24 protein-coding genes and 1 pseudogene are annotated in these 16,627 nt (G+C 65.8%); 12 read left to right on the top strand and 13 right to left on the bottom strand.

What is annotated here, in order from left to right:
* Positions 1-9 precede the first annotated feature (9 nt).
* Positions 10-642 (bottom strand): annotated as a pseudogene (locus P2T57_RS20280) (COG1361 family protein); the annotation flags it as partial.
* A gap of 300 nt (positions 643-942) precedes the next feature.
* On the opposite strand from P2T57_RS20280, the gene P2T57_RS00180 reads away from it, so the two are divergent.
* From P2T57_RS00180 to P2T57_RS00170, 3 genes are all read left to right on the top strand, one after another.
* Complete coding sequence (locus tag P2T57_RS00180) at positions 943-1,338, top strand: nascent polypeptide-associated complex protein (RefSeq protein ID WP_276300455.1); 396 nt, start codon at positions 943-945, stop codon at positions 1,336-1,338.
* Complete coding sequence (locus P2T57_RS00175) at positions 1,335-2,075, top strand: tRNA (adenine-N1)-methyltransferase (protein WP_276300454.1); 741 nt, start codon at positions 1,335-1,337, stop codon at positions 2,073-2,075. The genes P2T57_RS00180 and P2T57_RS00175 overlap by 4 nt, the downstream gene beginning before the upstream one ends.
* Before the next feature lie 277 nt (positions 2,076-2,352).
* A complete protein-coding gene (locus P2T57_RS00170; RefSeq protein ID WP_276300453.1) occupies positions 2,353-3,150 on the top strand; it encodes a formyltransferase family protein in 798 nt (265 codons plus the stop codon).
* Between the two features lie 243 nt (positions 3,151-3,393).
* On the opposite strand, the gene P2T57_RS00165 is transcribed toward P2T57_RS00170, so the two are convergent.
* Together P2T57_RS00165 and P2T57_RS00160 are read right to left on the bottom strand one after the other, a co-directional pair.
* The gene (locus P2T57_RS00165) at positions 3,394-3,708 is read right to left on the bottom strand and encodes a transcription factor S (RefSeq protein ID WP_276300452.1); all 315 of its coding nucleotides are present in this window, start codon (positions 3,706-3,708) and stop codon (positions 3,394-3,396) included.
* 69 nt (positions 3,709-3,777) lie between these two features.
* Positions 3,778-4,035 (bottom strand): DUF5789 family protein, encoded by a 258-nt coding sequence (locus tag P2T57_RS00160; protein WP_276300451.1) that lies wholly within the window; start codon positions 4,033-4,035, stop codon positions 3,778-3,780.
* 97 nt (positions 4,036-4,132) lie between these two features.
* Here P2T57_RS00160 and P2T57_RS00155 point away from each other — a divergent pair, with 97 nt between their 5' ends.
* Positions 4,133-5,425, top strand: a complete 1,293-nt coding sequence (locus tag P2T57_RS00155; RefSeq protein ID WP_276300450.1) for an NAD(P)/FAD-dependent oxidoreductase — start codon at positions 4,133-4,135, stop codon at positions 5,423-5,425.
* Between the two features lie 631 nt (positions 5,426-6,056).
* Here P2T57_RS00155 and P2T57_RS00150 read toward each other — a convergent pair.
* Positions 6,057-6,767 carry a metallophosphoesterase gene (locus P2T57_RS00150; RefSeq protein ID WP_276300449.1) on the bottom strand — a complete coding sequence of 237 codons (711 nt, stop codon included), beginning with the start codon at positions 6,765-6,767 and terminating at the stop codon, positions 6,057-6,059.
* 321 nt (positions 6,768-7,088) lie between these two features.
* Between P2T57_RS00150 and P2T57_RS00145 the strand changes: the two genes are divergently transcribed.
* Together P2T57_RS00145 and P2T57_RS00140 are read left to right on the top strand one after the other, a co-directional pair.
* Positions 7,089-7,508: a DUF2178 domain-containing protein gene (locus P2T57_RS00145; protein WP_276300448.1), complete on the top strand. Its 420-nt coding sequence runs from the start codon at positions 7,089-7,091 to the stop codon at positions 7,506-7,508.
* Complete coding sequence (locus P2T57_RS00140; RefSeq protein WP_276300447.1) at positions 7,505-7,717, top strand: helix-turn-helix transcriptional regulator; 213 nt, start codon at positions 7,505-7,507, stop codon at positions 7,715-7,717. Before P2T57_RS00145 ends, P2T57_RS00140 begins: the two co-directional genes overlap by 4 nt.
* A gap of 29 nt (positions 7,718-7,746) precedes the next feature.
* On the opposite strand, the gene P2T57_RS00135 is transcribed toward P2T57_RS00140, so the two are convergent.
* Genes P2T57_RS00135 through P2T57_RS00125 form a run of 3 tightly spaced genes read right to left on the bottom strand, consistent with a single transcriptional unit; the run spans position 7,747 to position 9,038 of the window.
* Positions 7,747-8,178: a putative toxin-antitoxin system toxin component, PIN family gene (locus P2T57_RS00135; protein WP_276300446.1), complete on the bottom strand. Its 432-nt coding sequence runs from the start codon at positions 8,176-8,178 to the stop codon at positions 7,747-7,749.
* 1 nt (position 8,179) lies between these two features.
* Positions 8,180-8,701: a winged helix-turn-helix transcriptional regulator gene (locus P2T57_RS00130; RefSeq protein ID WP_276300445.1), complete on the bottom strand. Its 522-nt coding sequence runs from the start codon at positions 8,699-8,701 to the stop codon at positions 8,180-8,182.
* A 1-nt stretch (position 8,702) separates the two neighbouring features.
* Positions 8,703-9,038 (bottom strand): DUF7471 family protein, encoded by a 336-nt coding sequence (locus P2T57_RS00125; RefSeq protein ID WP_276300444.1) that lies wholly within the window; start codon positions 9,036-9,038, stop codon positions 8,703-8,705.
* Between the two features lie 135 nt (positions 9,039-9,173).
* Here P2T57_RS00125 and P2T57_RS00120 point away from each other — a divergent pair, with 135 nt between their 5' ends.
* Complete coding sequence (locus P2T57_RS00120) at positions 9,174-9,962, top strand: DUF7839 domain-containing protein (protein ID WP_276300443.1); 789 nt, start codon at positions 9,174-9,176, stop codon at positions 9,960-9,962.
* Here P2T57_RS00120 and P2T57_RS00115 read toward each other — a convergent pair.
* Positions 9,959-10,525: a J domain-containing protein gene (locus P2T57_RS00115; RefSeq protein WP_276300442.1), complete on the bottom strand. Its 567-nt coding sequence runs from the start codon at positions 10,523-10,525 to the stop codon at positions 9,959-9,961. The genes P2T57_RS00120 and P2T57_RS00115 overlap by 4 nt on opposite strands.
* A 140-nt stretch (positions 10,526-10,665) precedes the next feature.
* On the opposite strand from P2T57_RS00115, the gene P2T57_RS00110 reads away from it, so the two are divergent.
* The gene (locus P2T57_RS00110; RefSeq protein WP_276300441.1) at positions 10,666-11,205 is read left to right on the top strand and encodes a DUF7344 domain-containing protein; all 540 of its coding nucleotides are present in this window, start codon (positions 10,666-10,668) and stop codon (positions 11,203-11,205) included.
* A 165-nt stretch (positions 11,206-11,370) separates the two neighbouring features.
* Here the strand turns inward: P2T57_RS00110 and P2T57_RS00105 are convergent, their stop codons facing one another.
* The 5 genes from P2T57_RS00105 to P2T57_RS00085 are packed head-to-tail and all read right to left on the bottom strand — an operon-like array spanning position 11,371 to position 13,602.
* Positions 11,371-12,129 carry a proteasome assembly chaperone family protein gene (locus P2T57_RS00105; RefSeq protein WP_276300440.1) on the bottom strand — a complete coding sequence of 253 codons (759 nt, stop codon included), beginning with the start codon at positions 12,127-12,129 and terminating at the stop codon, positions 11,371-11,373.
* Positions 12,130-12,134: 5 nt separating this feature from the next.
* On the bottom strand, positions 12,135-12,317 hold the full coding sequence (locus P2T57_RS00100) for an RNA-protein complex protein Nop10 (RefSeq protein WP_276300439.1): 183 nt from the start codon (positions 12,315-12,317) through the stop codon (positions 12,135-12,137).
* 31 nt (positions 12,318-12,348) lie between these two features.
* Positions 12,349-13,149, bottom strand: coding sequence for a translation initiation factor IF-2 subunit alpha (locus P2T57_RS00095; protein ID WP_276300438.1), 801 nt, complete (start codon positions 13,147-13,149; stop codon positions 12,349-12,351).
* Entirely contained in the window at positions 13,146-13,319 is a 174-nt protein-coding gene (locus P2T57_RS00090) for a 30S ribosomal protein S27e (RefSeq protein WP_128477829.1), read from the bottom strand. Before P2T57_RS00090 ends, P2T57_RS00095 begins: the two co-directional genes overlap by 4 nt.
* Position 13,320: 1 nt before the next feature.
* Positions 13,321-13,602, bottom strand: a complete 282-nt coding sequence (locus P2T57_RS00085; protein WP_135826568.1) for a 50S ribosomal protein L44e — start codon at positions 13,600-13,602, stop codon at positions 13,321-13,323.
* Between the two features lie 370 nt (positions 13,603-13,972).
* Between P2T57_RS00085 and P2T57_RS00080 the strand changes: the two genes are divergently transcribed.
* The 4 genes from P2T57_RS00080 (at position 13,973) to P2T57_RS00065 (ending at position 16,618) form a co-directional block, all read left to right on the top strand.
* Positions 13,973-14,722, top strand: coding sequence for a hypothetical protein (locus P2T57_RS00080; protein ID WP_276300437.1), 750 nt, complete (start codon positions 13,973-13,975; stop codon positions 14,720-14,722).
* Complete coding sequence (locus P2T57_RS00075) at positions 14,719-15,123, top strand: hypothetical protein (RefSeq protein WP_276300436.1); 405 nt, start codon at positions 14,719-14,721, stop codon at positions 15,121-15,123. Before P2T57_RS00080 ends, P2T57_RS00075 begins: the two co-directional genes overlap by 4 nt.
* Before the next feature lie 63 nt (positions 15,124-15,186).
* Positions 15,187-16,080: an alpha/beta hydrolase gene (locus tag P2T57_RS00070; protein WP_276300435.1), complete on the top strand. Its 894-nt coding sequence runs from the start codon at positions 15,187-15,189 to the stop codon at positions 16,078-16,080.
* 271 nt (positions 16,081-16,351) lie between these two features.
* Positions 16,352-16,618, top strand: coding sequence for an HAH_0734 family protein (locus tag P2T57_RS00065; protein ID WP_276300434.1), 267 nt, complete (start codon positions 16,352-16,354; stop codon positions 16,616-16,618).
* Positions 16,619-16,627 lie beyond the last annotated feature (9 nt).

Below are 16,627 nucleotides of genomic sequence, written 5' to 3'. Positions count from 1 at the left end.
GGCCCCCATCCTGACCGCGAGCGTCTCGCTCTCGCCCGGCGCGAGCGACGGGACGTAGAATCCGACCGACGACTGGCGGTCGAGTCGCGTCCCGAAGTAGACCGACCCGTTGTCGGCCGAGAGCCGAACCCCCACTTCGGAGGCGCTCGCGCTCCCGACGTTCGTGACCGCGAAGCGGACGACCCTGCTCTCGCCGGGCGACAGCGACTGATTCGGCGCGGCGGTGAGTCGGAGACGCGGGCGACCCGCCACGACGAGCGTCGCGGTCAGGGTCTCGGTTCTGGTCCGAACGACCGCCGACTCGTTCGCTCGGACGAAGGCGACGTAAGAGTAGGTCACTGCGAACGGGACCTGATACCTGCCGGGCGGGAGCGACTCGCCGACCGCGACCCGGAACTCGACCGGCCCCGTGACCCCCGCGGGAACGGTGCCGACCGACACGCGCTCGGTCCGGAATTCGAGACTGCGGGCCAGTCGATTCGAGAAGGCGTCGGTCCGAGGCCGGACCGAGACCGAGCGGGCGGTGGTGACGCGCTCCTCGGTTCGCGGGTCGCCGCCCCGGAAGACGCGGGCGTCGTTGACGAGATACGCCGACAGCGTCGCCGTCTCGCCGGTCTCGACCCGGTTGTCCGGAATCTCCATCGAGAGGTTCGGCCGGCCGGTGACGGTGCCCTCCTGTGCGGGGACGGGGAGCGCCGAGAGACCGAGTGCGAGCAAGAGGACGAGCGAAACCGCGACGGCGAGTGCGGCCCATCGGGCCATGGGTGCTCCTCGACGGCCGAGACAAGAAAGCTGTCGGCGATTCGGAGGGGCCGCGACGAGATGGCGTTGGCGACGGCCTCGTCGGTCTCCGGCGACAGCGGAGCGCCGAGGCCCGGCGTTCGGGCAGTCCGACGCGACTGGTCCGCCAACCTTATTTCTTCACGCTCCGACGGCTTGAGTATGTTCGGAGGAGGCGGCGGGGGACTCGACCCTCGCAAGATGAAGCAGATGATGAAGCAGATGGGTATCGACGTAGACGAACTCGACGCCGAGGAGGTCGTCATCACCAAAAGCGACGGCGAGCAACTCGTCTTCGACAATCCCGACATCACCGTGATGGACGCCCGCGGGCAGGAGACCTATCAGGTCGTCGGCGAACCCGAGACCCGCGAGGCCGGTTCGGGCGGGGCCAGCGCGGTCGAATCCGGCGACGAGAGTAACGCCGGTTCGTCCGGGATTCCCGACGCCGACGTAGAAATCGTCGCGCAACGAGCGAGCGTGACCGAAGCCGACGCCCGCGAGGCCCTCGAAGCGACCGACGGCGACCTCGCGGCCGCAGTCGAGCGCCTAGAGTGACGGTCCTGCTGGTTCACGGCGACCGGGAGTATCTCCGGGAACCCGGCGACGAACTCCAGACCGACCTCGGGGTCCTCGACGTGCCCGAGGACGTCGAACCCGGCCAGACGCTCGAAACCCACTTGGGCGAACCGTTCGAGGTCCGCGGTCTGCGCGGTCCCGACCTGTTCAACCACTTCGAGCGCACCGGCGCGCCGATGATGCCCCGCGACGTGGGCCTCATCGTGGGTCACACCGGCCTCTGCGCCGGGGACCGAGTGCTGGACGCCGGGACCGGGACGGGCGTCCTCTCGGCTTATCTGGGCCGAATGGGTGCGGACGTGACGACCTACGAGCGCGACCCGGACTTCGCCGAGGTCGCCCGCAGGAACATGGAACTGGCCGACGTGGCCGACACGGTGGAGGTTCGCGCCGGCGACGTGACCGAGGAGATTACCGACGAGGACGCTCGCGCCGACCTCGGACAGTTCGACGTGCTGACCCTCGACACCGAGGACGCGCCCGAAGTCGTCGCCCACGCGCCTGACCTACTGGTCCGCGGTGGCTTCCTCGCGGTCTACTCGCCGTTCGTGGAACACACCCGCGACGTGGTGGAGTCCGCCCGCGAGGCCGGTCTCACCGACATCGAGACGCTCGAAACCATCCAGCGCCGGATGGACTTCGACGACCGAGGCTCGCGGCCCTCGACCGCTGGCGTCGGCCACACGGGCTATCTGACGTTCGCGCGTCGGCCCTGACTCGTTGGGCCGGGCGTCACCGGGCATTCCCGGAGCGGTCGCCCGTTTCGTCTGAAACACGTTTTCAATTGTTTTGGAAGTGTATTTGATGGCTAGAGAATGGTGTAGTTGGCTCCAACCCGCATTCGAGACGGGTCGTCCGTCGAAGTTCGTTCTTCGGAACCGGCATGTCGCAGGGCCGCCGACCGCCACCACCTCCCGGTTAGGCCGCGGAAACCCCGAGTCAGTAGCCCCATAACAAAGCCGAAGTCGGTCGTTTCCGGGGACGACGACTCTCATGTCAGAGACGCTTTCAGTCGCACTCCTCGTCAGAGGTACCGACGTGCCGGCGTGGCAGGCCCGCGCAATCGAGGCGATGGTCGAACGGACAGACGCCGACGTGTCCCACGTCGTGATGAACGCCGAGTCGGGCGGGTCGGGCGGACTCGGCCACTACCTCCAGCGCGCCAGAGAGTACCCCCTCTGGACCCCGGTCGGCGCGGCGGTCCAGTTCAGCGACCGACCGGCCTACCGCGAACCGGTCGCGCTCGACGCCATCGCTGGCCTCGGCGACCCAGAGACGCTGGCGGTCGAACCCGAACCCGCGTCGGACTTCGGCAACGTCCTGCCCGACCACGCGGTCGAACGAGTCGCCGAGGCCGACGTGGCAGTCCGGTTCGGGTTCGGCATCCTGAAAGGCGACGTGCTGGACGCGCCCGAGTACGGCGTCCTGAGCTTTCACCACGGCGACTTGCGGGAGTACCGCGGGATGCCCTCGGGCTTCTGGGAGTACCTCCACGACGAGGACACCGCCGGCGTGACCCTCCAGCGCCTCTCGGAATCGCTCGACGCCGGGGAAATCACGGCCTACGAACCGGTAGACATCGCCGACGCCCCCACGTGGTCGGCGGTCCGGAAACGCCTCTACGCGGTTTCCGACGACGTGCTGGTCAAGGGCATCAGCAACGTCTCGCGGGGTGTCGAACCCCAGTCGCCCGAGGTCCTCGGGGACCTCTACTCGCTCCCGGAGGGCGGCGACGTGCTGAAGTACGTCGTCAAAGAGGGCAAGGGCCGGGTTCGGCAGGTCGTGGGGTAGCCCAGAGCGAACCTGAATCACGCTGTCACAGCGAGCCTCCGGCTCGCGCACCAACTACTCCCCACACGCTAGCAGTTCTACCGCGAGCGAGGGAGCGTAGCGACCGAGCGAGCGGACCAAGGAATCCCTCGAACGAGGTCCGAGCGAAGCGAGGTCCGAGTGAGGGGGTGACGCCGTGTTTTTGGTCGAGCTTTTTATCGAGAGCAGTCGCCCGCGGCGACTGCTCTCGCAATAAAAAGGTCGCTAGTTATCGTCTTCGCGCCACTTGTGTTCGCACTCGGTACAGATGAAGAAGCGCGTCTCGCTCTCGTCGGCGGCGCGAATCTGTTGCATGTACCACCGGGCGCGGTCGTTGCCACACTCCGGGCAGTGGGCCTCGGTGGTCGGCAGGGCGGTGTTCTCCTCGTCGCCGGTCTCGATGACCTCGCTGACCTCTTGGTCCTCGGTCACGACGTAGTTGGCGTCGGGGTCCTTCGGCGTCTTGTTGTCACAGCTACCGCAGACCCAAAGCTCGTCCTCGGCTTTCATCATCGAACCGCACTCGTCACAGAACTCCATTGTTGTCACGGGGTAGCCGACGAGGCAAGTTAAGCCCCGTGCTTCGTCGATTCGGGCGACTCAGGTCGGCTATCCCTCGCCTTCCGACTGATAGGGTTCGCCGACGGCCTCTCGCGGAAGCGTGTTGTTGATTTCGTCGCGTAGCTCCTCGAAGGACGCGAACTCGTCGGCGGGCGTCTCCGAGATGAGTTCCCCCAAGTTGGCCTCGCCGTCGGCGAAGGTGACGGTGACGTCCTCGAACGACTCGGCCGCAACCTCCCGACTGACGGGGTACGAGAGGTCGGTCAGCGTCGAGTCGATTCGGCTCAGTTTGACTTCTCGTGACATGCAGATTGGTACGACGGACCATACCTTAGGTGTTGTCGGCGATTTCCCGCCCGGCCCGAACAGCAAAAATTTGTGGCGTGCGCCCGAAATCCCGAGCATGACCGAAGTCGTCGTCGCTGGCGGTGGACTGGCCGGACTCGTCGCTGGGCGTCACCTCGCCGACGCGGGCGCTGACGTTCGACTCTACGAGCGACACCACGAACCCGGCGGGCGGGTGCGGTCGCTCCGCCGGGACGGATACGTCTTCGACCGCGGGTTTCAGGTGCTTTTCACCGCGTATCCCGCTGTCAAGCGCGAGTTGGACTTCGACGCGCTGGACCTCCGGTACTTCAAGCCCGGTGCGGTGGTGGCCCGGCCCGACCACCGCTCGACGCTGGGCGACCCCTTCCGGGACGTGGACGCCGCGCTCGAAACCGCGCTGAACCGGGACGTGACCCTCCGGGACAAACTGGAGGTGTACCGACTTCGCACCGAGATGGCCGAGAAGTCCGACCGCGAGATTTTCGGTGGACGCGACCAATCGACCAGCGAGTACCTCCGTGACCGCGGGTTCTCCGAAAAGTTCCTGCGAAACTTCGCCGCGCCCTTCTACGGCGGCATCACCTTGGACCGGAGTCTGGGCACCTCGAAGAAGGTCTTCGAGTTCACCTTCAAGATGCTGACGGTCGGGCGCATCGCGGTCCCGGCCCGCGGGATGGCCGCAATCAGCGAGCAGTTGGCCGACTCGGCCCGCGAGGCCGGCGTCGAACTCGTGACCGACGAGACCGTGACTGGTCTGGACGCCCGTTCAGGCGACCCGGAAATCGAACTCGGCCGGGAGTCTTTGAGCGCCGACGCCGTAGTGGTCGCAACCGACCCCAAGCAGGCCCGCGAGTTGACCGGTGTCGAGTCGATTCCGACCGAGGCCAAGGGGTGTGTCACCCAGTATCTGGCGTTCGACGGGCCGGAACTCGACTGCGGCAAGCGCCTCCTGCTCAACGCCGAGGAGGACGGGGCCGAGGTCAAGGACGGAGACGCCCCGAACCAAATCGCCCAACTCTCGGCGGTTGCTCCGGAGTACGCCCCGGAGGACCGGACCCTCCTGAGCGCGACCTACCTCGGGGTGCCCGACGACCCCGATGAGGTCCTCGCAGAACGCACCGCCCGGACCCTCGAATCGTGGTATCCCGAGCGGCGATTCGATTTGGACCTCCTGCACACCAGCAGGGTGGAGTTCGCGCAGTTCGCCCAACCGCCGGGTATTCACGACCGCCTGCCGGACGTGCGAGCGCCGGAGGGGCCGGTCTACCTCGCCGGCGAGTACACCGACGCCTCGTCGCTGAATGCCGCGATGATGAGCGGCCGGACCGCGGCGAAGCGCGTGGCCGAGGACTTCGATTTGGACCTCTGAGAACGTTGAACGGACGTATCAGCTCTGCTCGGAGCTAACTGACCGTTTCACCTCGGCGCGTGCTGGCGCGGCGTTTTATCGCCGCGCCATTGTCGCGCGAGGTCGTCGGGAGCGTAGTCGTTCGAAAATCGAAGATTTTCGTGATCACGAGAGCGTCGCTCTCGGACGACGACCGACTGCTCGGCAGACGCGGTTTGTCTGCCGGTGGGTGAGTAGCGCAGGAGCGAAGCGACGAGCAACGCAATCGGTTGGGGAGGGTGTGGTTCGCGGTTGCAGTGCTGTGCGGGGCGGTGCGAGAAACGGCGATGCTCAAGCCTGAAGCTAGCTTTTTCTCGACATTCTCCGTGGTTCCACGACCGCGATACAAATCACAAATCCAGAGTCTCCACCGGTAATATTCAAATACGCTGTGAGAGGAACAACGATGGTTTCGAAAGCCCTCGCGCGGTTCGCGGTCGCTCAGCGACATATCCGACGGACGTCGTTGCGACGGATAGGGGTCGGCTGAGACGACCACGCCCTTCGGGCGCGAACCGCGCTCGCCCTTTCAGTCCGCCAAGGAGGTCGATTGCTCCACCGGGCGAAACACGTGGTTGGCCGCACGTATCTGAACACCGCCATCTCCACCAACTCAGAGCATCCGTCGAAACTCGCCAAGCGGCGGAAACGAAAGCACCTCCTCGCTCTCAGAGTCCCAGACCACCGGCCGTAACGAATCCGCGTCCGTCACCAGCGGCGACTGGAAGTCCCGCGCCCGCATCCCGTTGACCGTCGCGCCGGGCGCGAGGCGGTTGAACGCCGGGAGCATCACTACGTCCGCGCCGCGGTAGGTCCCTTCGCCGTAGAGGAGACACGGATGCCTCCGGCCCTCGATTTCGATTGCCGGGTGGTCGTGGCCCACGAGGTAGCGGTCGGCGTCGGCCTCGGGGTCGGCGTGGCCGTGGAGGACGAGCGTGTCGCCGAGGCGGTACTCCTCGACGGTCGTAACGCCGACCGACTCCGCCGCCTGCTCGCCAACCACCGCGTCGAGCATCGAATCGTGGTTCCCGCGGACGACGACCAGTTGCGCGCCCGCGGCCTCGACGGTTTCGCAGAGCGCGGCCACCGTCTCGCGGACGCCCTCGGGCACGCCGTCGAAGGCGTGGAGGAGGTCGCCGGCCACGACGACCGCTGTGGGACCGAACTCGGCGAGGAGGCCCGCCAGTCGCTCGGTCAGGTCCTCGCGCTCGCCCAGCGGGAGTTCGACCGCGGACTCGGCGTCCCGGCCGACGTGGAGGTCTGCGACGACGAGGACCTCCTCGGCGGGGAGATACGCCGACCGGTCGCGGAACTGGACGTTCATCGGCGCGGGGTTGGACCGCTGTGGCCTTGCCGGTTGCGGTCGGCGTTCGGGGACCTCGGTCCTAATCCCGGTCCCGTCTCCGCGTTTCGGCCTCGACAGTCGCCCCGTCGAGGTTACGGAATCTCCGATGATTTACCCGAGTAGAGAAACCCATACAATCCCTAGAGACAGAATATCATAGTTAAAGGAAATAATATCAGTTCTCTATCGCGCTAATCTCCGTTTTCGCCCGCAGTTCAACTCATCGGTATATTTAAGTGCCAGTGTAAAGCATACTTTACTGTAAAGCGTACTTTACGACAGACCTACTTTACACCAGCCATGACACGAACACAAACCGCCGGAAACAGTCTGCTCGACCAACGACGCAAGTACCGACGCCTGATGTACGGGTTCGTCCTCGGGGGCGTCGCCGTCGCGCTCCTGTTGCGCGAGGTCCTCGGATACCCCCTGCTCAGCGAGGCCGTCTACTGGATCGGCATCCTCGGGTTCCTCGCCGTCTGGCAGGGCACGTCGCTGACGCTGTTCGACGAGCGCGACCGGTCGCTCGAACGCAGAGCCAGCCACCTCACCCTCCAGTTGTTCGCAGTGGTGCTGGTTCTCGCGGCGTCGGCGGCCCGCGTGATTCCGAGAGTGACCGCCTACGAGGTCCCGTCAGCGGTCTGGCCCGCGCTCTACGGCTTCGTCGCGCTGTACGTCACTTTCGGCGCGGTCTATCTCGCGCTCCGCTACCGGCCATGAAGAACGAGATTCGGGAGCGACGAGACGCTGTGGGGTTGAGTCAGGCCGACCTCGCCGAAGCGGTCGGGGTCACCCGCCAGACCATCAACGCCATCGAGCGCGAACGCTACGACCCCTCCATCGAACTCGCGTTCAAGTTGGCCCGCCACTTCAACTGCCACATCGAAGACCTGTTCGACCCGGAACTCGACGGCGACGGCGATGTCTGACCTGCCCGCGTCCGGGTCGCGGGCACTCCTCACTCGTCCCGGTCGGCGTACCGGTCGAGGAAGGCGTCCCGCGTGAGGACTTCGACGCCGCCGATGCCGTCGAGTGCCGTGAGGTGCGCGTCGTCGGAAACCACGCGCTCGGCCCCCGCCGAGAGCGCGCATTCGATAACGGCGTCGTCGTTCGGGTCCTCGGTGGCGTCTACCGACACCGCAGGTTCGACCACGCGGGCCGACTCGACGACGCGCTCGACGACTTCAGCGTGGCGCTCGGCCGGGAGGCGGAGACGGTCGTAGTCGAGGACAGCCGAGAACTCCCGGACGAGAGGCGGAGAGACGGCGAGTTCGACCGCGCCGGCCTCGGCCAGCGCGACGCAGACCGGTGGCTCGTCGGGGAAGCCGAGTTCGGCGACGAAGACGTTGGTGTCGAAGACGACGGTGGGGGAGCGGGCGGTTCGGGACACGTTACGAACCGTCAGCGAGCAACCCGTCGAGGAGGCGCTCAAACCGGTCCACCAGTCGCTCGGGAAGCGAGGGTTCGACCGCGTTCAGCAGTTCGACGGTGCGCTCGGGGGCGACGAGTTTGAGCGTCACCCGATTGGCGCTGTCCCGTTCCTTGCGAACCACGTCCTGTTCCACGAGGTGGCCGACGTGCCACTCCAGCGTACTCCGGGCGACGCCCACTCGCTCGGCCACCGCGCCCGGTCCGTCCGGTCCGCGCTCCAGCAGGTCGAAGAGAACGTCGCGGGAGGTCTCGCGCCGGACCAGCGCCAGCACGCCGCGCTCCCACGGGTCCCAGTCCGGCGGGTAGTAGTGGGTCTGGCCATAATACTGCTCCTCGACCACCGCGTCGTCCTTCCGGAGGCGTCTGAGGTGGTACTGGACCTGCCCCGGTGCCAAATCGAGGTCCCGGACCAGCGCGTTGAAGTGCCGACCGGGGTTGCGTTCGACGTGCGACCGAAGCGTCTCGCGGGTGGTTCCGGCCATCTCAGGTCCCCTCCGAGGTCCCGCGGCGTTCGACGCTCCGAGCGTAGTAGACCGCGCCGATGACCAGCGACGCCATCGTGAGGTCCAAGCCGTGTTCGAGCAGATGGTGCCACGAGTCGGCCAACATCCCGGTCATCGAGAGCGCGGCGACCACGGTCCGGGCGAACAGCGCGACCAGCGCCAGCGCCACGAGGAGGTACGACCGCGACCGACGCCGGGCGAACGAGGCGAGCGCGAGTCCCGCGAGAATCGCGGTGGCGAGGCCCGCGACCGACAGCACGGCCGCCAGCCACGGTTCGACCGCCGCGGTCGTCGTCTCGTGGAAGCCCCCAGTCATTCGGCTTCGAATAGGCGCTGGAACCGGGTTAAGCGTTCGCTTCGCCGCGACCAGCGGGGCGCGTCCTCGGTTCTTCGTGTCGAGTCTGCGCGTCGAACGCCGACGTTTTTAACGCGCCGCCCGACAAGTCAACACATGGCCGACGTTCTGGAGAACAAGCGGGCCGCGACCCGGTTTCGCATCCTCGCCGAAATCGCGGACCGCCAACCCGCGGTGAGTCAGGGCGAAATCGCAGAGGCGGTCGGCGTGACCAGTCAGGCCGTCAGCGAGTACATCCGGGCGCTGGTAGACGACGGTCTGGTCGAGAAGGAGGGCCGGTCGCGCTACACCGTCACGAAGGAGGGCGTCGATTGGCTCCTGCAGTCTGCGGGCGACGTGCGACGGTACGCCGACCACGTGACCGACGACATCCTCGGGAGCGTCCAAGAGGAGGCCGCCATCGCCACCGACGACGTGGCGGAGGGCGACTCGGTGACGCTCTCGCTCCGGGACGGCCTCTTGCACGCCACGCCCGGCGAGGAGGGACCCGCGACCGGGGTGGCGACCACCGACGCCGAGGCCGGCGAGGACGTGGGCGTCACCGGGTTCGAGGGCATCATCGACTTCAATCCCGGTAGCGTCACGGTGTATCAGGTGCCGCCGGTCCGGTCCGGCGGGTCGTCAGCGACCGACGCCGAGACGCTCGCTGACGCCTGCGAGTCGGCCGACCTCGTGTCTGCGACTGGGGTCGAGGCCGTGGTCGCGCTCCGGCGGGCCGACTGCGAACCCGCGACGACGTTCGCCGGAGGCGAGGTGGCCGCCGAGGCGGCCGGACGAGGACTCGATGCGGTGGTGGTCGCTACGGCGGACATCGTGGGCCGCGTCACCGACGCGCTTCGGGACGGGAACGTCGCCTACGAGGTTTCGGAGTTGGGCGCGAACTAACTGACCTGATTCTTCGCCGTGGTGTAGGCCTCTCGGACCTGTTGGAACTCCTCGCGGTCGCCGCCGTGGTCGGGGTGGACCTCCTTGACCTTCTCCCGGTAAGCGCGCTTGACCTCGGCGAGGGTCGCGCTATCGGGGACTCCGAGGACGGCGAACGCGGCGTCTGCCGGGTCCATCTGGTCGTCGTCGTCTTCGATGTCGGGCGTCTCGAAGGGCAAGCGGTCGCCCAAGTGCATCCCCGGCATCTCGTGTTCCACGAGGACCGCGAAGGTGGGCGAACGCTCGATGCGGAAGTAGGCCCGCGCATCGAAGGTGATGGCCACGTCGCGCTTGGGGAGGTAGAACGCGACGTGCTGGCCCTCCACGAAGTGGTCCTCGGCGAACTCCTCGCCGATGGTCGAGAGGTACTGGCGAATCTCGGTTTGGCGGCGTCCCTCGCCGGTCGCGCGGGTCGCGGTGGGGGTCTCGCTCGGGTAGAGGCGCGCCCCCGCCACGAAGATGACGCCGATGAGGACGCCGACGCCGACCGACAACCAAGCGCCGACCACGAGCCATTCGGGCAACACGGACGGCGTTACGGGCCGTGAGATAAAGAAACTCTCGCCGAGCGCGATTGTCCGATTCGTATCGGAACGGGGACAAGATTAATATTCGTCGGCTTAGACTGGGGGAATGCCATATCCGTCGGTGACATCACGACAATATGACAGCTCAGGACCAACGCCCGGACGCCGAGGACGAACTCGACCCCGGCGAGATTCACAACGTCCTCCGGAACGACCGACGCAGACACGCCATCCAGCACCTGCGAGACGCCGACGGACCGCTCTCGGTGGACACGCTGGCCGAACACATCGCCTCGGTCGAAACCGGCGAGGAGCCACCGCCGCGGGACGTGCGCAAGAGCGTCTACGTCTCGCTTCACCAGACCCATCTCCCGAAACTCGACGATTTGGGCATCGTGGACTACGACCAGCGCGAACAGGAGTTGGAACTCCGTGACCGGGCCGAGCAGGTCGAGGTCTACATGGAAGTCGTCTCCGAGGGCGACATCTCGTGGGCGACGTTCTACCTCGGGGTGAGTCTCCTCGGCGCGCTGACCCTGCTCGCGGTGAAGTTCGATTTGCTCTTTGCCTCCTCGTTCGGCGTGGAGTTTTGGGCGTGGTACTTCCTCGTGCTGGTGGGCCTGTCGGCGAGTTACCACTGGTATCTGGACCGCAAACAGCAGATTTTCGGGTCGTGAGTTTCGGCAAGGTTTTTATATCTTAGAGAAATAGTCGGGTTGTTTTAGACAACGTATTTATTTCTCTGATGGTTCGTCGTCCCGACGTGACCGCGAACGGCGCGAGGGCTTTCGAGGCCGTCTCGCTTCCCTCGACAAAACGCCAAAATCAGCTGAATCCGATTGCTAGCCGATGTACCGCAGGTCTTCGTCGGTCGGCATCCCGGACTGCTGGTTCTCCATCTCCTGAATCTTGTTCGCCACGTCCTCCATCTCGTCGGCGCGCTCCTCCAGCGACTCGAAGTCGATTTCGAACTCCAGCACGTCTTCGAGGACCTTCAACACTGCGCGGGCGCTCTTGGGGTCCACCAAGTAGCCGCTGGTCTCGCCCATCAGACAGGTCGCCCGGAAATCGCGGCGCTCGCCGAGGCCCAGAAGCAGGCCGCTGGTGCCCACGATGCCGCCCGCGGGTTCGTCCTCGCGGAACTCGACGCCGATGTCCTCTAACTCCGCCACGAACTCGTCGTCGGTGGCCGCGCCGAGGACCGCGTACTCGTCCATGAGTTCGCCGGTCGGGACGCCGCCGAGCGCGTAAATCGTCTCGACGCCGAACTCGTCGGCGATGTCGAGGAAAGCGTCAGTGACGCGGTAGTGGCCCGCGCCGTCGCTGGCCTGATGGTCGCCGGTCAGGACCAACAGGTCTCGGTCTTCGAGTTCGACCGCATGAATCTCGGCGCAGACGAGTTCGGTCGTGCCGTCGTCGCCGACGCTGACCTGCGGCGGGAAGTGTTCGGAGTAGACCCGCCGCACGAGTTCGCTATCCTTCTCTTCGACGAGGTGTTCGCCTGCGAGCTTTCCGACGTGGCCGACGCCCGGTAGGCCCTCAACGAGAACCGGGTCCCGCAGGTCGGGGTCGGCGACCGCCTCGATGTCGAGTTCGTCCATGTGGACTACTCGCGGGCGCGCTCCTTAAGTGCCCGTCGGTACTCGCCGTGGGGGTCGTCGGGGTTGAACGGAGCGGGCGCGCTGTTTACGGCCTCGGCTCCGCACTCCGGACACGTCGCAGAAAGGGTGTAGACCGGTCGGTCGTGGTGGTCTCGCCACGCCGAACAGACGAGAATGTCGGAGTTCATCGTCGGGTCGGTCCGACCGTCGGCATTCGAGTCACTCCTCTTCGGTCTGGCGGTCGCGGTGGAACGAGCCACTGCCACCGACCGATTCGATGGCGGACTCGGCGCGCGCCGCGCTGTCCTCTAACTGGGACTCGGCGGTCTTGTAGTTGGGCGCTTTCACCCGGATGCGGTACTCGGGCGCGCCGACGTAGGTCACTTCGAGTTCGACCTCGTCGGGGATGTCGCCGTTGCCCTCGGCGGCCTGTAGGGCCTCCTTGATGTCGTCCACGCCGCTTTCCGAGGCGCTTTCGAGGTTGACGTACCCCGTGACCGTGACGTAGGGCACCGAGACGTTCTCGCGGGCGGTGTCCACGATGGCCTCGACCTCCTCGTCGGTGAGGTCGGTCGATTCGAGGGCCTCGGGGCCGTGAATCGCCGCCTGCTCGAAGCCACCGTAGAGGCCGCCGAACTCCGCGAGGAGTTCGTTGGCGACGTGAGTGTACTTCTCGTCGCCCATGTCTTCGCCGAAGGCCAGTTCCATCCAGTTGCCGGCCTTCTGTTCGTTCTTCCACTCCTGAATCTTCTCGGAGTGCTGGTGGTCGTTGACGTCCTTCAGCGAGAGGTCGATTTGCTGGGCGCTCTCGTCCACGTCCAGCACTTTGGCAACGACCGTCTGGCCCTCGTTGACGTGGTCGCGGATGTTCTTAATCCATCCGCTGGCGACTTCGCTCACGTGGACGAGGCCTCGCTTGCCTTCGTACTCCGAGAGGTCCACGAAGACGCCGAAGTCCTCGATTTCGTCTATCTTGCCGACGACGAGTTCGCCGGTGTCGGGCCAGCCGCTGTATTTCATCGGGCTTCCACTGTGTCAGTCACTTCGCCTTCGAATTCGGCGTCGCCGCCGGTCGGCCGGGCGAGGGTCGCGCCGCAGACGGCGCAGGCGACCTCGGTCGCGGCTTTCCCGAAGACGGTCTGTTCGTTGTCGCAATCCGGACACTGAACGGTGTAAAAGTTTCCTGCCATGTTAGTCCTCCAGTTCGAGTCGGCCGGCGCGCCATCCCTCTCGGAGGTGGGCCTTGCCGCACTCGCTACAGCGGTACTTGAGGTCCGTCTTCTTCGTGGGCTTGTCGCCACCGGGCACCTTGGAGAACCGACCGCGGTTCCCGATACCCTTCGAACCTTCGCGCTGTTTGCGCTGGTCCCACTTCATGCCGGACGAGCGTCCGGTTCGGACTTTCTGGACTTCGTGCTCTTCGTGTGCCTTGCAGTGCGGGCAGTACGTGTTGAACCGTCGTGGCATCTGCATAGATATCTACCTTGCCGTGGTGTAGGGCCACGGGGCTTAAAACCCGTTTGGTTCACAACTGCCGTCGGCGAGTCCGAGCGCCGACGCAGTTTTACTTTCACCGCGGACAGCACGAGTTTAAGTCCCTCGGGAACAAATTATACGATACGACCGTGAAAGAAAGGGCGAGTGGTGGTGTCCGCGACTACGCCCGGCGTTCACGGTCTTCGGAGGAGACCATGAAAACCTGTCATTCGACCGGGTTCCCGACGCACGGAATGGACGGTACGGGGTTTCACGAGGACGAACAGTTGTCCTCTCTCGCCGGAGGCGGTATCCCGGCGAGAAGCGACGACCCGACACGGAGAGCCGACCTGACGGGAGGACGAGCATGACCGGCGTCGCACAACTGCTCGCCGCTGGCGGCGAGAGCGCACCGGTCCAGCGCGTTCGTAACTACTACCTGACCGACCGGACGGCGAGTCCTCGGCCGCGGGACTTCCTGACCGCGATGCGTCGGGCCGACGACCTCTGCCTGCGCTGGACCGGCCCGGCGGGCAACCGCTTCGTCCGGAAGGTCGACGCCGGATGGGAGTGCGCCGAGTACGATAGGGTCTGCGGTCGGAAAGCCGTCACCGACCTCGACGCCGACCGCCTGCGGGAGTGGCTTCGGGAGCGCCCGCCCGAACTCGTCGCCTACCACGAGGTCCAGAGCGCGTTCGAGGAGACCGGCCCACCCGGTGACACGCTCCCGGCGTCGGTCGCTACCGACGGTGGTCCTCGGCCGGACGAACCGGTCCGGGTCGAGAGCTATCTCGAACTGCTCGGGGACCCCGGTCTTGGCCGACCGGACGCCGACGCACTCGCCGACGCGCTTCCGGCCGGACCGGGCAGAGTCGTCGTCAGCCTCCCGCTGGCGCTGGCCGAGGAGGTGCCCCTCGAATCGGTGGCCGGGAGCGACCGCGTGTTCACGGCCGAAGCGGTCGCCGACCGAGAGACCGAACAGGCCCGCTACCTCCGGCAGGATGCTCGGGGGTGTCTGGTCCCCAAGCGCGAGGCCAGATACTACGAACTCGCCGAGGGGGCGAGCGTAGACTCGGACTGTTCCGAATCGGGGTCGGAGGCGGCCGGTTCGCTATGACGGTCCAACATCGCTTCGAGTGCGTCCACTGCGACCACCGCATCCACGCGACCGGCGAGGACAGCGAGCAGGCCCGGCAGGTCGCCCGGAAACGGGGAGCGTCTCACGTCAACGAAGCCCACGCTGACTCCCTCGTCCGGTCCGACCGCTGGCCGGACGAACTCACCCGCGACGACCTGCTGACGGGCGAGGCGGCGTATCGCGCGCTCCGGGGATGGCTCGCGCCCGCCGACGACCTGCTGGTGTGCGCCGACTGTGGCTACTACTTCGGGCGAGACGACGCGAATCCCGACCGCGACCCGGTTGGTGAGGCCGGACTGGTCTGTACAGTCTGCTACGAGCGCCGCGTCGAGAAACGGGACGATTCGGTCGCCGAGGCCATCGAGGACTTCGTTCGGTGAACGTTTGGGTATTTATTCCAATGTTAGTAATTACTAAGTGAAAGCAGTAGAAATAAAGATGCGATGACGACCAATCGACGTCAGTTCCTCAAGCGTAGTGCAGTCACCACCACCGGCCTCGCCGCCCTCGTCGGTTCGACGGGTACCGCGGCCGCCTCGGACGTGCCCCTCCTCTCGACGCGCGGGCACTTCGACGACAACGGCGAACTCAAGGACAGCTACGGCACCTTCGAGTACGAGACCAGCGGCGACGTGCCCGGCGTTGACACCGGATGCGCGGGCGACCTGACCGTGTTCGTCCACGGCTGGCACAAGAAAGGCGACGACGCCCCCCAGAGCGCCCACGACAAAATCAGTCAGGCCCAAAGCGAGTTGACCGGTGCGGGCTACGACGGCACCGTCATCGGCCTCACGTGGGACAACGACGTGGGCGGCGGTGCGGACTACGGTTGGGGCGAGGCCCAGAAGGCGGCCCAAGGAAACGGCCCGAAACTCGCTCAGTTCCTCGTAGACTACAAGTACAACTGTCCGAGTGCGAACGTCCGCCTCGTCAGTCACTCGCTGGGCGCGCAGGTCGTGTTGAGTTCGCTCCGGTCGCTGAACGGTTCGTGGTTCACCGACAACGGCTACGAAGTCTACTCGGTCCACCCGCTCGGTGCCGCACAGGACAACGAGGCCCCGACCCAAGAGTGGCCCGACACGTACAACGCCATCAGCAACGTCGTCGGCGAGATGTTCAACTACCACAGCCACGAGGACGACGTGCTTCAGTGGATTTACAACACCATCGAGTTCGACCAAGCCCTCGGCGAGACGGGCTACGAGGACGGCAACACGCCCGCCCCGAACTACACCGAGTTCGACGGGACCTCGCAAGTCGGCGACAACCACTCGGGCTACCTGACGAACCTCTCGGACGAAGTCGTCTACCACATGGAACACGTCGGTTCGTACTGAATCGGGTCGTTGCGGTCGGTTCGTTTCCGGCTTCGAGAAGTCGAGTGCCGAAAGCCCGACTGGCTCGGGTCGGAAAGAAAACAACTATTTATTTCTTTAAATAATAAAAAGGTTTTCTTGAGACTTCTAAATAATGCTCTATTGCCGAGGAGACCGACCGTCTCCGTCTGGTTCCGAACCCCCACGACGACCCCCGAACGCGCGCCGGATTCCGGAACCCGCGCCGGTCTTTCCCGAAGCGCTTAAACACGCTCCTTCCGAATCGGCGAGCATGAAGCGACTCATCATCCACGGGGACCCCGGTATCCGGAAGGACGCCACCATCGAGTACGACGGCGGCGAGCGCGTCTGCTTCTCCATCAGTCGGCAGGGCGACTGGCACGGCCCGGACGAACCCCAGTTGTGGTGCATCATCGGGACCGAGGAGGAACGCGACGACTTCGACCGCCAGAACTTCGTGCCCCACTGGCTCGAAACCGAGTCAATCGACGCCGACGCCGTGGACGTGATTCAGGGCACCAGCGAGATGACCGTCTGACGACGGCGA

The organism is Halorussus lipolyticus, assembly GCF_029338375.1.
Taxonomy (GTDB): Archaea; Halobacteriota; Halobacteria; order Halobacteriales; family Haladaptataceae; genus Halorussus; species Halorussus lipolyticus.
Note: the sequence above shows the minus strand (reverse complement) of the source record. Positions and strands in the feature narration are given on the sequence as shown.

Coding starts and splice junctions, on each gene's coding strand:
- P2T57_RS00180 (WP_276300455.1), top strand. CDS start 943: ATGTTCGGAGGAGGCGGCGGGGGACTCGACCCTCGCAAGATGAAGCAG.
- P2T57_RS00170 (WP_276300453.1), top strand. CDS start 2,353: ATGTCAGAGACGCTTTCAGTCGCACTCCTCGTCAGAGGTACCGACGTG.
- P2T57_RS00165 (WP_276300452.1), bottom strand. CDS start 3,708: ATGGAGTTCTGTGACGAGTGCGGTTCGATGATGAAAGCCGAGGACGAG.
- P2T57_RS00160 (WP_276300451.1), bottom strand. CDS start 4,035: ATGTCACGAGAAGTCAAACTGAGCCGAATCGACTCGACGCTGACCGAC.
- P2T57_RS00155 (WP_276300450.1), top strand. CDS start 4,133: ATGACCGAAGTCGTCGTCGCTGGCGGTGGACTGGCCGGACTCGTCGCT.
- P2T57_RS00150 (WP_276300449.1), bottom strand. CDS start 6,767: ATGAACGTCCAGTTCCGCGACCGGTCGGCGTATCTCCCCGCCGAGGAG.
- P2T57_RS00145 (WP_276300448.1), top strand. CDS start 7,089: ATGACACGAACACAAACCGCCGGAAACAGTCTGCTCGACCAACGACGC.
- P2T57_RS00140 (WP_276300447.1), top strand. CDS start 7,505: ATGAAGAACGAGATTCGGGAGCGACGAGACGCTGTGGGGTTGAGTCAG.
- P2T57_RS00130 (WP_276300445.1), bottom strand. CDS start 8,701: ATGGCCGGAACCACCCGCGAGACGCTTCGGTCGCACGTCGAACGCAAC.
- P2T57_RS00125 (WP_276300444.1), bottom strand. CDS start 9,038: ATGACTGGGGGCTTCCACGAGACGACGACCGCGGCGGTCGAACCGTGG.
- P2T57_RS00120 (WP_276300443.1), top strand. CDS start 9,174: ATGGCCGACGTTCTGGAGAACAAGCGGGCCGCGACCCGGTTTCGCATC.
- P2T57_RS00110 (WP_276300441.1), top strand. CDS start 10,666: ATGACAGCTCAGGACCAACGCCCGGACGCCGAGGACGAACTCGACCCC.
- P2T57_RS00105 (WP_276300440.1), bottom strand. CDS start 12,129: ATGGACGAACTCGACATCGAGGCGGTCGCCGACCCCGACCTGCGGGAC.
- P2T57_RS00100 (WP_276300439.1), bottom strand. CDS start 12,317: ATGAACTCCGACATTCTCGTCTGTTCGGCGTGGCGAGACCACCACGAC.
- P2T57_RS00095 (WP_276300438.1), bottom strand. CDS start 13,149: ATGAAATACAGCGGCTGGCCCGACACCGGCGAACTCGTCGTCGGCAAG.
- P2T57_RS00090 (WP_128477829.1), bottom strand. CDS start 13,319: ATGGCAGGAAACTTTTACACCGTTCAGTGTCCGGATTGCGACAACGAA.
- P2T57_RS00085 (WP_135826568.1), bottom strand. CDS start 13,602: ATGCAGATGCCACGACGGTTCAACACGTACTGCCCGCACTGCAAGGCA.
- P2T57_RS00080 (WP_276300437.1), top strand. CDS start 13,973: ATGACCGGCGTCGCACAACTGCTCGCCGCTGGCGGCGAGAGCGCACCG.
- P2T57_RS00075 (WP_276300436.1), top strand. CDS start 14,719: ATGACGGTCCAACATCGCTTCGAGTGCGTCCACTGCGACCACCGCATC.
- P2T57_RS00070 (WP_276300435.1), top strand. CDS start 15,187: ATGACGACCAATCGACGTCAGTTCCTCAAGCGTAGTGCAGTCACCACC.
- P2T57_RS00065 (WP_276300434.1), top strand. CDS start 16,352: ATGAAGCGACTCATCATCCACGGGGACCCCGGTATCCGGAAGGACGCC.